General features: G+C 64.1%; 11 protein-coding genes. 9 read left to right on the top strand and 2 right to left on the bottom strand.

Going from position 1 to position 12,843, the window contains the following annotated elements:
* The first annotated feature begins 42 nt into the window (after nucleotides 1–42).
* The 9 genes from EP376_RS05795 to EP376_RS05755 all read left to right on the top strand — a co-directional run bounded on the left by EP376_RS05795 (nucleotide 43) and on the right by EP376_RS05755 (nucleotide 10,846).
* Nucleotides 43–792, top strand: coding sequence for an SDR family NAD(P)-dependent oxidoreductase (locus tag EP376_RS05795; protein WP_127654562.1), 750 nt, complete (start codon nucleotides 43–45; stop codon nucleotides 790–792).
* A gap of 462 nt (nucleotides 793–1,254) precedes the next feature.
* Nucleotides 1,255–3,216 carry an acetate--CoA ligase gene (gene acs / locus EP376_RS05790; protein WP_127654561.1) on the top strand — a complete coding sequence of 654 codons (1,962 nt, stop codon included), beginning with the start codon at nucleotides 1,255–1,257 and terminating at the stop codon, nucleotides 3,214–3,216.
* 3 nt (nucleotides 3,217–3,219) lie between these two features.
* Nucleotides 3,220–3,960, top strand: coding sequence for an adenylate kinase (locus EP376_RS05785; protein ID WP_127654560.1), 741 nt, complete (start codon nucleotides 3,220–3,222; stop codon nucleotides 3,958–3,960).
* On the top strand, nucleotides 3,957–4,217 hold the full coding sequence (locus EP376_RS05780) for a DUF4212 domain-containing protein (RefSeq protein ID WP_127654559.1): 261 nt from the start codon (nucleotides 3,957–3,959) through the stop codon (nucleotides 4,215–4,217). The genes EP376_RS05785 and EP376_RS05780 overlap by 4 nt, the downstream gene beginning before the upstream one ends.
* A 4-nt stretch (nucleotides 4,218–4,221) precedes the next feature.
* The gene (locus EP376_RS05775; protein WP_127654558.1) at nucleotides 4,222–6,009 is read left to right on the top strand and encodes a sodium:solute symporter family protein; all 1,788 of its coding nucleotides are present in this window, start codon (nucleotides 4,222–4,224) and stop codon (nucleotides 6,007–6,009) included.
* Between the two features lie 99 nt (nucleotides 6,010–6,108).
* On the top strand, nucleotides 6,109–7,929 hold the full coding sequence (locus EP376_RS05770; RefSeq protein WP_127654557.1) for a DUF294 nucleotidyltransferase-like domain-containing protein: 1,821 nt from the start codon (nucleotides 6,109–6,111) through the stop codon (nucleotides 7,927–7,929).
* A 4-nt stretch (nucleotides 7,930–7,933) separates the two neighbouring features.
* Complete coding sequence (locus EP376_RS05765; protein WP_127654556.1) at nucleotides 7,934–8,452, top strand: hypothetical protein; 519 nt, start codon at nucleotides 7,934–7,936, stop codon at nucleotides 8,450–8,452.
* Between the two features lies 1 nt (nucleotide 8,453).
* Nucleotides 8,454–9,863 carry a 3'-5' exonuclease gene (locus EP376_RS05760; RefSeq protein ID WP_127654555.1) on the top strand — a complete coding sequence of 470 codons (1,410 nt, stop codon included), beginning with the start codon at nucleotides 8,454–8,456 and terminating at the stop codon, nucleotides 9,861–9,863.
* A 233-nt stretch (nucleotides 9,864–10,096) separates the two neighbouring features.
* Nucleotides 10,097–10,846, top strand: coding sequence for an SDR family NAD(P)-dependent oxidoreductase (locus EP376_RS05755; RefSeq protein ID WP_127654554.1), 750 nt, complete (start codon nucleotides 10,097–10,099; stop codon nucleotides 10,844–10,846).
* Nucleotides 10,847–10,979: 133 nt separating this feature from the next.
* Here the strand turns inward: EP376_RS05755 and psrA are convergent, their stop codons facing one another.
* Nucleotides 10,980–12,119 carry an iron-containing alcohol dehydrogenase PsrA gene (psrA, locus tag EP376_RS05750; protein ID WP_127654553.1) on the bottom strand — a complete coding sequence of 380 codons (1,140 nt, stop codon included), beginning with the start codon at nucleotides 12,117–12,119 and terminating at the stop codon, nucleotides 10,980–10,982.
* Nucleotides 12,120–12,178: 59 nt separating this feature from the next.
* Nucleotides 12,179–12,829 (bottom strand): hypothetical protein, encoded by a 651-nt coding sequence (locus tag EP376_RS05745; protein WP_127654552.1) that lies wholly within the window; start codon nucleotides 12,827–12,829, stop codon nucleotides 12,179–12,181.
* Nucleotides 12,830–12,843: the final 14 nt, after the last annotated feature.

The following is a 12,843-nucleotide window of genomic DNA, read 5'->3' as shown; positions in this document are numbered from 1 at the left end:
GGGGCGCAATAGATCATCATGTCATTGACGGGGAGGAAAATCATGAACGTCTACGATCTAGAGGGCCGCACAGCGGTCGTGACCGGCGGCTGCAACGGCATCGGTGCTGCGGTGGCCGATCGGATGCTCGCCTCTGGCGCGCGGGTCATGGTGTGGGACCTTGATCCCAGCGACATCGAGGCGCGGCTCAAGGACAAGCTGGGCGAGCGCCTTCAGGTGCTGGCCGTGGACGTGAGCGACCCCGACGCGGTCGATGCCGCCGCCGCCGAGACCGCTTCGCGCATGGGCACGATCGATATCCTGATCAATTCGGCCGGCATCGCGGGGCCGACCCACGCTCTTGCCGACTATCCGACCGAGGCGTGGAAGAAGGTGCAGGAGGTGAATGTCGACGGCACCTTCTATTGCTGCCGGGCCGCCGTCCGCCTGATGCAGCCGCGCGGCTATGGCCGGATCGTCAACATCGCCTCGATCGCGGGCAAGGAGGGCAATCCCAACGCCAGCGCCTATTCCGCGTCGAAGGCAGCGGTAATCGCGATGACCAAATCGCTGGGCAAGGAACTGGCAGGCGCCGATATCGCAGTCAATTGCATCACGCCCGCCACGGCCCAGACCCGCATCCTCGAACAGGTGAGCGAGGAATTCATCGACTACATGCGTTCCAAGATTCCGCGGGGCCGCTTCGTGACGGTCGAAGAGATCGCCTCGATGGTCTGCTGGCTGGCCTCGTCGGAGAATTCGTTCACCACCGGCGCCGTCTTCGACCTGTCCGGCGGGCGCGCGACCTACTGAACACAGTGCCGGCAATGGTCGCGGGTTGGCCCGGTCGAATGGCGCCCCGGTGCATATCGTGCATCGGGGTGTCCTGTTGCCTCGCGTGAGTCGCGCGACCGACCCGGCTGCATCGCCGCAATCGGCGCCAATTCGATGGCGGGTGCGGCGCCGCTCGGGTCGGTTGACAATATGTCGCACCCGGGGTCTGACCCTGTCAAATCAAGCCAAGTATACAAATGTACACAATGCTAGCGCAAACATATGCTGCGTTTGCACGGTAAGGGACCGAATTCACGGGGAAATTCGAAAAAGAAAAGAATTTTACAAACTTACCGTTCTGTTTGACAACGTGTTTTACTGAATTCTCTGCGCCTTGCGCTTGTTCGGCTGTGCCGGTTTCAAGACCCGTTAGTCTCTCCCTCGTGCGCGGCCCCGGACCCGATCCGGGTTTGGTGGCCCCGAAATACGAGGAGGAGTTACATGCCAGACACGGACCTGCTGACGCCGACCGAACCACGGGACGCCACCGCGCCTCGCCCCCATGTCGATGCCGAGGCCTATGCCCGGATGTATGCCGCATCCGTCGCCGATCCTGACGCCTTCTGGGCCGAACACGGCCGCCGCGTCGACTGGATCACGCCCTACACGAAGGTCAAGAACACCTCCTTCGCGCCGGGCAACATCGATATCCGCTGGTTCGAGGACGGCACCCTGAATGTGGCGGCCAATTGCATCGACCGTCACCTTACCACGCGCGGCGATCAGACGGCGATCATCTGGGAGCCCGATGACCCACGCAAGGACGCAACCTTGCATATCACTTACCGCGAGCTTCACGCTTCGGTCGGCAAGATGGCCAATGTGCTCCGGTCGCTTGGTGTCGAACGCGGCGACCGGGTCGTGATCTACCTGCCCATGATCCCGGAGGCCGCCTACGCGATGCTGGCCTGTGCGCGGATCGGCGCCATTCACTCGATCGTTTTCGCCGGCTTCTCCCCGGACGCCCTCGGGGCGCGGATCAACGGATGTGACGCAAAGGTCGTCATCACCGCCGATCATGCGCCCCGGGGCGGACGAGAAACGCCGCTCAAGTCCAACGCCGATACCGCGCTGCTGCATTGCAAGGATGACGTGAAATGCCTCGTGGTGAAGCGCACCGGCGGGCAGACAACCTGGACGGAGCGGGATCACGATTGCAATGCCCTGATGGCCGAGGCATCGGCCGAGTGCCCGCCGGAGGAGATGTCGGCGGAAGATCCGCTCTTCATCCTTTACACGTCAGGCTCCACCGGTCAGCCCAAGGGGGTTGTGCATACGACGGGCGGTTATCTCGTCTATGCCTCGATGACGCATGAATATGTCTTCGATTATCAGGACGGCGATGTCTTCTGGTGCACGGCCGATGTCGGCTGGGTCACGGGCCACAGCTACATCGTCTATGGGCCGCTGGCGAACGGGGCCACGACGATCATGTTCGAAGGGGTGCCCACCTTCCCCGATGCGGGCCGGTTCTGGGACGTCTGCGCCAAGCACAAGGTCAATCAGTTCTACACGGCGCCCACCGCAATCCGTGCGCTGATGGGCGCGGGCCGCGAGTGGGTCGACACACACGATCTGTCGAGCCTTCGAATCCTTGGCTCGGTCGGTGAGCCGATCAACCCCGAGGCGTGGAACTGGTACAACGAGGTGGTGGGCCAGAACCGCTGCCCCATCGTCGATACCTTCTGGCAGACAGAGACCGGCGGCCACATGCTGACGCCGCTTCCCTATGCGACAAAGCTCAAGCCCGGGGCGGCGCAGCAGCCGTTCTTCGGGGTGCAGCCCGTCGTGCTCGACCCTCAGTCTGGCGTCGAGATCGAAGGCAACGGCGTGGAGGGGGTGCTCTGCATCAAGGACAGCTGGCCTGCCCAGATGCGCACAGTCTGGGGCGATCACGCGCGGTTCGAGAAGACATATTTCTCGGACTACAAGGGATACTATTTCTCGGGCGACGGCTGCCGCCGGGATGAGGACGGGGATTACTGGATCACCGGTCGCGTCGATGACGTGATCAACGTCTCCGGCCACCGGATGGGTACGGCCGAGGTGGAAAGCGCGCTGGTCGCCCACCCGAAGGTCGCCGAAGCCGCGGTCGTAGGTTACCCGCATGATGTGAAGGGGCAGGGCATCTATGCCTATGTCACGCTGATGAACGGGCAGGCCCCGTCGGACGCGCTTCGCAAGGAGCTGGAAACCTGGGTCCGCACCGAGATCGGCCCGATCGCCAAGCCCGACCTGATTCAATGGGCGCCCGGCCTGCCGAAAACCCGCTCGGGCAAGATCATGCGCCGCATCCTGCGCAAGATCGCCGAAGACGATTTCGGCGCTTTGGGCGATATCTCGACCCTGGCAGAGCCGGCGGTGGTCGATGACCTGATCGCAAACAGAATGAACAGGCGGTGACACATGCGTGATTTCGGAAAAGTTCCTGTCCTGATCCTCCTTGGCCCGCCCGGGGCAGGCAAAGGCACACAGGCAAGGATCATGGAAAACCACTATGGCCTCGTGCAGCTGTCGACGGGCGATCTTCTGCGCGAGGCGGTGGCAAAGGGCACGGGCCCGGGCCTCGCGGCCAAATCGATCATGGAGGAGGGCGGTCTCGTCAGTGACGACATCGTCCTCAATATCCTGAGCGAGCGGCTCGACAGCCCCGATTGCGGCGCGGGCATCATCCTCGACGGCTTTCCCAGGACGCTTGCGCAGGCTGCGGCGCTGTCCGAGATGCTGGAGGGGCTGGGCACGCGGGTTCATGCGGCTATCAGCCTGAAGGTCGAAGACGAGGCGATGGTGACGCGGATTTCGGGTCGCTACACCTGCCAGGGCTGCGGCGAAGGCTATCACGACAGCTTCAAGCAGCCCCGGGCCGAGGGAAGCTGCGACAATTGCGGCGGCACCGCATTCGTGCGCCGGGCCGATGACACCGCCGATACGGTGCGTCGCCGGCTTGACGCCTATCACCGCGAAACCGCCCCGCTGATCGAGTTCTACGGGCGCGACGGCGCGCTCGAGACCCTGAACGCGATGGACGATATCGGCACGATCACGAGCGCATTGCACCGGATCATCCGGCCGATCGTCGTGGAGGTGCGCGGCGTGCCGCTGGCGCGCGGGAGTTCAAGACTGTCTGAAACGGAGGAAGCACAATGAGTGCGAAGAGCGACCCCAAGGCATATTGGTCCGCCAATGTGCGTCTTATCCTGATCAGCCTCGCGATATGGGCGCTGGTCTCTTTCGGGTTCGGGATCATCCTGCGCCCGGCCTTGTCGGGGATCACGATCGGCGGCGCCGATCTGGGCTTCTGGTTTGCCCAGCAGGGATCGATCCTCGTCTTCTTGGTGCTGATCTTCTTCTACGCCTGGCGGATGAACAGGCTCGATCAACAATTCGGCGTGGACGAGGAATAGACCCATGGATCAATTCACTCTCAACCTGCTGTTCGTGGGCGCGTCCTTCGCGCTCTACATCGGCATCGCGATCTGGGCCCGGGCGGGTTCCACGTCGGAATTCTATGCCGCCGGGCGCGGGGTTCATCCCGTCACCAACGGCATGGCGACCGCGGCCGACTGGATGTCGGCGGCCTCGTTCATCTCGATGGCGGGCCTCATCGCCTTTACCGGTTATGACAACTCGTCCTTCCTGATGGGCTGGACCGGGGGCTACGTGCTTCTGGCGCTGCTTCTTGCGCCTTACCTGCGCAAGTTCGGCAAGTTTACGGTGTCGGAATTCATCGGCGACCGGTTCTATTCCAAAACCGCGCGGATGGTCGCCGTGATCTGCCTGCTGGTGGCCTCCATCACCTATGTGATCGGCCAGATGCAGGGGGTGGGCATCGCCTTCGGCCGCTTCCTCGAGATCGATGCCTTCTGGGGCCTTCTGATCGGGGCCTGTGTCGTCTTTGCCTATGCCGTGTTCGGCGGCATGAAGGGCGTGACCTATACGCAGGTCGCGCAATATTGCGTGCTGATCACCGCCTATACGATCCCGGCGGTCTTCATCTCGCTGCAGCTGACCGGCAACCCGATCCCGGCCCTTGGCCTGTTCGGCGAGCATTCCGCATCCGGCGAGCCGCTTCTGGTCAAGCTGGACCAGATCGTCACCGATCTGGGCTTTGCCGAATATACCGCCGCGCATGGCTCGACCATCAACATGGTGCTCTTCACCCTGTCGCTGATGATCGGCACCGCGGGTCTGCCGCATGTCATCATGCGCTTCTTCACCGTGCCGCGCGTCTCTGACGCCCGCTGGTCGGCCGGCTGGACGCTGGTGTTCATCGCCCTGCTTTACCTGACGGCGCCTGCCGTGGGGGCCATGGCGCGGCTCAACATCTCTGAACTGATGTGGCCCAACGGAACCGATGGCGAGGCGGTCAGCGTCGAGCAGATCGAGACCGATCCCGAATATGGCTGGATGGAGACATGGCAGAAGACCGGCCTTCTGGGCTGGGAAGACAAGAACGGTGACGGTCGTATCCAGTATTACAACGACGCCAATGCCGATCTTCAGGCACGGGCGGCGGAAAAAGGCTGGGAAGGCAACGAGCTGGTCAATTTCAACCGCGACATCCTCGTTCTGGCCAATCCCGAGATCGCATCCCTTCCGGGCTGGGTCATCGGCCTTGTGGCGGCGGGCGGCCTTGCGGCGGCCCTGTCGACGGCGGCGGGCCTTCTGCTGGCGATCTCCTCGGCGGTATCTCACGACCTTCTCAAGGGTCAGCTGACGCCCAACATGTCGGAGAAATCCGAACTGATGGCAGCGCGCATCTCGATGGCTGCGGCGATCGTGGTGGCGGTGATCCTCGGCCTCAATCCGCCGGGATTTGCCGCGCAAACGGTGGCGCTGGCCTTTGGCCTTGCGGCGGCGTCGATCTTCCCGGCGCTGATGATGGGCATCTTCTCGACGCGCATCAACAATGCGGGTGCCGTGGCGGGGATGCTGGCCGGTCTTCTGGTCACGCTTCTCTACATCTTCCTGCACAAGGGCTGGTTCTTCATCCCGGACACCAATTCGTTCACGGATGCCGATCCTCTGCTCGGGCCGATCCAGTCGACCTCGTTCGGGGCGGTCGGGGCCGCGGTCAACTTTGCGGTGGCCTATATCGTCGCCGGCATGACCAAGGAGACCCCGCAGGAGATCAAGGACCTCGTCGAAAGCGTCCGCGTCCCGCGTGGGGCCGGCGTTGCTGTCGACGGTCACTGATCAAAGCCTCTGGCGCGGCCAGACTGGCCGCGCCACCGTGCCATCATCGTCCTGCCCGGTTGCCATCGGGCAGGACAGACCATCAAGAGGGATGACACCATGCCACTTCCGGCAGATCTGACACAGTTCCTGTCCTCGGTGCACCCTTATGACAGCCTGCCCGATACCGTCCTGACCGATCTGGCCCGCGCCTGCGAGGCCCGGCCCGTCGCCGAAGGCGAGACCATCTTCAAGGTCGGGGACACGATTTCGGACCTCTTCGTCATCGCGGGGGGCGAGATCGAGATCACCGACGAGACCGGCGTTCAGCTGTCCCTTCTGGGACCGCGCAATTCCTTCGGCGAACGCGCGCTTCTGCGTCGCGAGGCGGCCAGCCGGACCGCGACGGCAATCGCCGAGGCAATCCTGATCGTGCTGCCGGCGGCCCGGCTCTTTGAACTGATGGAGGATCATCCTTCCGTTGCCCGGTTCTTCGACCGTCGTCGCCCGGCGCGGGCCGATGACAGGTCGCTGGCGACCATGTCGGTCGCGCAACTGATGACCCGGGCGCCGCTGACCTGCACGCCCGACACGCCGATCCGGTCGGCGGCGGAACAGATGCAGGCAAACCGCATCTCGTCGATCTGCATCGCCGACGACAGCGGCTTTCGCGGCATCGTGACCCTGCGCGACATGAACGGTAAGGTTGTCGCGGGAGGGGCCGATCCCGATGCGCCGGTCTCGACCATCATGACGGCGAACCCGCTGACGCTTGGCGCGGGCGCGCTGGTCACGGATGTGCTGCACCTGATGGTGGAGCGCGGGATCGGGCATATCCCCATCGTGGATGGTCCGCGTCTGACCGGCATCGTCACCCAGACGGACCTGACCCGCGCGCAGGCCATGTCGTCGGCCGACCTTGTGGGCCGCGTGGCAAAGGCCGGCGACGCGATGGAAATGGCCCGCGCGACGGGCGACATCCCCAAGCTGCTGGTGCAACTCATCGATACCGGCAACCGGCACGAAGTCGTGACGCGGCTGATCACCGATATCGCCGACACCGCGACACGGCGGCTTCTGGCGCTGGCCGAGGCGGAGTTGGGCCCCGCGCCGGTGCCCTATCTCTGGCTTGCCTGCGGGTCGCAGGGCCGGCAGGAGCAGACCGGCGTCTCGGATCAGGACAATTGCCTGATCCTGTCGGATGACGTGACCGAGGCGCAGATGCCCTATTTCGCGGCGCTCGCCCGGTTCGTGAGCGATGGGCTCGATCGCTGCGGATACGTCTATTGCCCCGGCGATATGATGGCGACCAATCCCCGCTGGTGCCAACCCCTTCGCGTCTGGCGCGACTATTTCAGCGGCTGGATCGCCAGGCCGGACCCGGAGGCGCAGATGCTGGCCTCGGTCATGTTCGACCTGCGGCCGATCGGCGGCGATGAGAGCCTGTTCGGAAGCCTGCGCGACGACACGCTTCGCGCGGCGGCGAAGAACTCGATCTTCACCGCGCACATGATATCGAATTCCCTCAAGCATCAGCCACCGCTGGGTCTGTTACGAGGGCTGGCCACCATCCGATCGGGCGATCACCGCAATCAGCTTGATCTCAAGCACAACGGTGTGGTGCCGGTGGTCGATCTGGGGCGGGTCTATGCGCTTCAGGGCCAACTGACCGTCGCCAACACGCGGGCCCGGCTGGAGGCGGCGCGGAAAGCGGGGATCCTGTCGAAATCGGGCGGCGCCGATCTTCTGGATGCCTATGACCTGATCGCGACCATGCGGCTGGACCACCAGGCACGCCAGATCAAGGCGGGGGAGAAACCGGGCAATCATCTTGATCCGTCGGTTCTGTCTGATTTCGAACGCAGCCACCTGCGCGACGCTTTCGTCGTGGTCAAGACGATGCAATCGGCGGTAGGATCGGGAAAAGGGGCATTGGGGTGACGTCATGTTCCTGGAACTGATCGCGACGATCTTTGCCGGCATCGCCTGCGCGGGCGTGGCCATGGTGCTGAACCTGATCGTGGGGCGCAGGCTGCCGAAATGGATCCTGCCGGTGGCCGCGGGCCTCGGGATGCTGGGGATGACGATCACCAACGAATACACCTGGTTCGACCGGACGGCAGCCCAACTCCCCGAGGGGGTGACGGTGGCGATGCAGGTCGAAGAGCAGGGCTGGCTCCGCCCGTGGACCCTGCTCTGGCCCTATACAAAGCGCTTTGTCGCCGTCGATATCGCCACGGCCCGCCGGAACGAGAACCTGCCGGATCAACGTCTGGCTGACCTGTATTTCTTTGGCCGCTGGTCACCCGTGAACCAGGCGCCGATGCTGTTCGATTGCGCCGGCGCGCGCTCGGCGCTTTTGATCGACGGTGCAGAATTCGCGGCCGATGGCGCGGTGACGGATGCCGGGTGGCAGGCGATGGCGCCCGACGACCCGATCCTGACGCTGATCTGCGACGGCTGACATGCTCACCAGCCTCAGCCTGCGCCTCCGGATATTCCTGTTCTTCTGCCTTCTGGCACTCGGCGGGGCGGCGCTGGCGGCTGCGGCGCTTTATCTGGGATGGTCGCGGGCCGAGGAGGCGCTGCCGTCGCAGCCGTTCGTCACCGTCTTCATCGTCTTTGCCTTCCTCAACACCGGCCTTGCGCTCGGGGTCTGGCTGCTCTTCGACGAAAACGTCGCGAAACCGATCAACCGGTTGTCGGCGGGGTTGCGGCTGCGCGCCCATTCCGATGTGGAGGCCGAGGTTGACAGGCGGGCGGCCCGCTATCTGGGCGATCTTGCGCCCGCGGCCGAGGCGCTGACCCGAACGATGAACGCCTCTGTCATGGACAGCGCCGCCCAGATCGCGCGCGAAACGCAGCGCCTGCGCCGGGAAAGCGAGCGGCTGACAGCGCTTCTGACCGAGATCCCGATTGCGACGATCCTGCTGAACCCGGCAAACGAGATCGTCCTTTATGACGCGCAGGCGGCCGAGGTTCTGGCCGGCATTGCGCCGCCAAGGCTGAAGGCGGCGATCACCGAGTATTTCGACGAGGCCGAGATCGCCTCTGCGATCGGGCGCCTGTCGGATGGGGGCGGCGAGGTGGCCCTGACGCTCTGCAACAGCGCGAGCGGTCGGACCTTCGACGCGCGGATCAAGGTGCTTGGCGATGACGGCCACATGATCCTGATCGACATGACAGGTGTGGCCCGGCCGGTTGCGCCACGCCCGCTTGTCTTCGATTTCGATTTGCTCGACGCGGCGCAAAGCCGTGAGGTCAGGGACACGCCCTTGCGTGATCTGTGTTTCGTGGCCTTCGACACCGAAACGACCGGCCTCTCGGTCGAGAAGGATGCCATCGTTCAGATCGGGGCGGTCCGCATCCTGAACGGACGCATCGTCGAGGGGGAGGCGGTTGATTGCTACGTCAACCCGGGGATGCCGATCCCGCCCGCCTCGACACGGATTCACAAGGTGACGGATGAGGATGTCGCCGGCGCCCCCGGCATCGCCGAGGCCGGACGGGCGCTCCATCACTTTGCCCGCGACGCCGTTCTGGTCGCGCATAATGCGCCGTTCGATGTGGGGCTTCTTAAGAAATCCGAGGCGGAAATCGGGGTTCGCTGGTCGCACCCGGTGCTGGATACCGTCCTTCTGTCTTCGGTCGTCTTCGGGATCAACGAGCCCCATTCCCTCGATGCGCTGTGCGACCGGCTGTCGATCACCATCCCGCCCGAGCTGCGCCATACCGCGATGGGCGACGCGCGGGCGACCGGCGAGGCGCTGGTCAGGCTTCTTCCGATCCTCGAAGGGATGGGTTTCCGAACCTTCGGGGCGCTGGTGGACGAGACCCGCAAGCACGGCCGATTGCTCCGCGACCTGAACGAGTGACCACGGGTGACGAATGCGGCTGACTTGGGCAGGTGGGCTCTGCGATGGGCGAAGCCTGGGTCACGAGACGTGTGAGCTGATCAGAGTCAATCGCATGAGCGACGCGTCGTAACCATCTGATAAATAGACGTTAGATTTCGAATTTAGTTGATTAAGGGCTCCGAAACCATTTCCCAACGCCCGCCGTCGCGTCGTAAACCGATTTCGAAGAACGGGAATCGGGAGGGACAGTTATGGCAATCGTCATCACCGGAGCGGCCAAGGGGATCGGAGAGGCCGTGGCAAGGCGGCTTGGTGAGGGAGAGACCCCCTTGATCCTTGTCGATACGGACGAGGCCGCTCTGGCGCAGGTTGCCCAAAGCCTTGCCTGCCGGACCGTGACCATCGTGGGTTCCATCGCGGAGCAGGAGACAGCCACCAGAACCGCCGCCGCAGCGGCGGAGCTTGGCGGGGCGACGGGGCTGTCACATAACGCGGGCATTCAGCGCTATGGCTCGGTCGTCGACACGACACCGGATCTGTGGGACGAAGTGATGAACGTGAACCTGCGGGGGGCCTACCTGCTGTCTCACGCGCTCCTGCCGCAGATCGCCGTCAACAGCGGCTCCTGCGTTTTCATGGCGTCGGTGCAGGGGCTGGCCACGCAGGCCAATGTCGCGGCCTATACCACGTCGAAACACGGGCTGATCGGGCTTGCGAAATCCATCGCGGTCGATTTCGCGGCTCAGGGCGTGCGGTCGAACGCCGTCGCACCGGGTTCTGTCAAGACGCCGATGCTCGACTGGTCGGTGGGCCTGTCCGACGACCCCGACGCGGTGTGGGACGAGATCAACGCCATGCATCCCCTTGGCCGGCCGGCGGAGGCACGCGAAGTGGCCGAACTCGTGGCGTTCCTTCTGTCGGATGCGGCCTCCTTCATCACCGGAGAGACGATCCGCGTCGATGGCGGCTTGATGGCGCGGTTGGGCGGTTCGCCGAAGTAATCAGGCCCGGTCCTTGGCCGGTCTCGTCTCGGAAGATGGCCCCCTGATCACGGGGCAGGCGCTCGACATCGTCAGCCGTGTCCCGATCCGAGGCCGGTTGGGCTGATGTCAAACCCCGGGCGTGCTGTCCGCTCTATGTGCCGGCAGGATCACTCAGAAGGCCATGGCTGCGGGCCATGTTCAGGAACCTGTCCTTGTCTCCGATGAAGTTGCGTCCCCTCTGACCCTCGAAGGCCTCCGCGATGATGCGTGTCGCGGGGCTGTCGGCGATCCCGTAATCCGCGAAACTGGTCGGAACGCCGAGGCCGTTCAACTCTGCCGTCAGGTCATCCGCGCCGCGCATGAGGTCGGAGCCGAAGACCCGCATCAGGGCCTGCTGACATATCCCGTCGATTTCGGCGACCGAGCGCAGGATGTGCGGCAGGGTGAACGAACAGGCGATGCCATGGGCCACGCCATAATCCAGTGTCACGGGATAGCTGAGGTTGTGGGCGATGGCGGTCTTGGTGTTCGAGAACGCCAGACCTGCCGTCACCGCGGCCTCGGACATGCGTGTGCGCAACGCCAGATCGTCCGGTCGGTCGAGCACCTGCCCAAGTGTGTCTCGGATCATGAGTGCCGCGTCGACCGCGTGCCGGGCCGAGACCGGGTTCACGTTCTTGTTCCAGAGGCTCTCGAGCGCATGAGACAGGGTGTCGAGACCGGTCGCTTGCGTCAGGTCCGCAGGCATTCGCAGCATCAGCGACGGGTCGATGATCGCGGCCTTCGGATAAAGGTCTTCGTGTGCGAGCGAGAATTTCGCTCCTCCGGCCTCGTCCCAGATCGTGGCCCAGCACGTCACCTCGCTGCCCGTGCCGGCGGTCGTGGGAATGGCCAGCAGGGGCACCGGGCGCAGGTCCGGGCCGCCCCGGCCCGTCGTCACGAAGTCCATCACCGCATCAAAGCCCGCGCGCCCGGCGGCCAGAACCTTGGCGGTGTCGATCACCGATCCTCCGCCGATGGCCACGATCACGTCGACCTGTTCCGCCCCGGGCCAGAACCGTGCGCATTGGGCCGAGAGCCTCTGGCGTTCAGGGTTCGGCAAGACATCGTCGATCACGAGCCCGGCCGGACCCGCCGCCGCCTCGAGACGTGCGGCAAGGTCCTGAAACATCGGGCTGGGATAGGTCACGATCGCATAGCGCGCACCATTCAGGAGCGTCGCCGTGGTCTCGATGGCGTTCACATCGAAGTGGATGTCGACGGGGTTGCGAAATCGCCAAGGCGCGGTCATGTGAAATCCCTTCGGTTCGTGTTCGCGCCCTGACGGGCCGTTCGCGTTCGGTCGGGCGGTCAGACCTCGATTGCCTTATGCGCCGGGAATAGACCGGGCAGCAGGCCGTCCTGAATAAGGCCGTTGATCATCAGATGCCCGTGCCCTTCGTGGCGTATGAGGTTTACGCCCGGAAATCCGGTCAGGCTTTCTGCAAAATCCCGGTCGGCCGCGATCTCGCGGCTGTAGAGAACATCGTATTGGGTGATGCCGTTATCCTGATCCATCAGGTTGACCAGAAGATCACGGCCGCGCGGGCCGCCGGGCGCAAGCGCCCAGACCTTCTTGAACCCGAGCATGTAGCCAAAGAACAGCGCGGCCCACCCGCCGTGCGAATTTCCGACGGCGTAGATCTCTGTCACATGCGGATTGGCGGCAATATGCGCTTCGTGCCAGTTCAGCACGGCGTCGAGGTTGGGAATGTCGTCGCTGATGCCTTTCTCATAAAGGCAGCCATTGGGATCGCGCAGACAGGCGACATTGCGGTCGGAAATCCCGCTGCGCTGGAGGAAAGTCATCGGGCTGAGGCCTTCCATCGCGCCTTTCATGCCGGAATAGACGAAGAACAGCTGAGAACAGCGTTTCCGGGTCAGGCAGGCGATGTTGCCCCCATGGTCGAGCTTTGTCTTGCCGGATATGTTCATCGCCTCTTCCGTTGCCAGAATAAACACGCGAGCGCGATCTT

Origin of the sequence: Alexandriicola marinus (assembly GCF_004000435.1) — a bacterium.
GTDB lineage: Bacteria > Pseudomonadota > Alphaproteobacteria > Rhodobacterales > Rhodobacteraceae > Alexandriicola > Alexandriicola marinus.
The sequence above is the reverse complement of the archived record's forward strand: the minus strand, read 5'-3'. Positions and strand labels throughout refer to the sequence as shown.

Bases quoted from the DNA above. Each gene is read 5' to 3' on its own strand.
- EP376_RS05795 (WP_127654562.1), top strand. From the start codon at position 43: ATGAACGTCTACGATCTAGAGGGCCGCACAGCGGTCGTGACCGGCGGC.
- EP376_RS05770 (WP_127654557.1), top strand. From the start codon at position 6,109: ATGCCACTTCCGGCAGATCTGACACAGTTCCTGTCCTCGGTGCACCCT.
- EP376_RS05780 (WP_127654559.1), top strand. From the start codon at position 3,957: ATGAGTGCGAAGAGCGACCCCAAGGCATATTGGTCCGCCAATGTGCGT.
- EP376_RS05755 (WP_127654554.1), top strand. From the start codon at position 10,097: ATGGCAATCGTCATCACCGGAGCGGCCAAGGGGATCGGAGAGGCCGTG.
- EP376_RS05775 (WP_127654558.1), top strand. From the start codon at position 4,222: ATGGATCAATTCACTCTCAACCTGCTGTTCGTGGGCGCGTCCTTCGCG.
- EP376_RS05760 (WP_127654555.1), top strand. From the start codon at position 8,454: ATGCTCACCAGCCTCAGCCTGCGCCTCCGGATATTCCTGTTCTTCTGC.
- acs (WP_127654561.1), top strand. From the start codon at position 1,255: ATGCCAGACACGGACCTGCTGACGCCGACCGAACCACGGGACGCCACC.
- EP376_RS05785 (WP_127654560.1), top strand. From the start codon at position 3,220: ATGCGTGATTTCGGAAAAGTTCCTGTCCTGATCCTCCTTGGCCCGCCC.
- psrA (WP_127654553.1), bottom strand. From the start codon at position 12,119: ATGACCGCGCCTTGGCGATTTCGCAACCCCGTCGACATCCACTTCGAT.
- EP376_RS05765 (WP_127654556.1), top strand. From the start codon at position 7,934: ATGTTCCTGGAACTGATCGCGACGATCTTTGCCGGCATCGCCTGCGCG.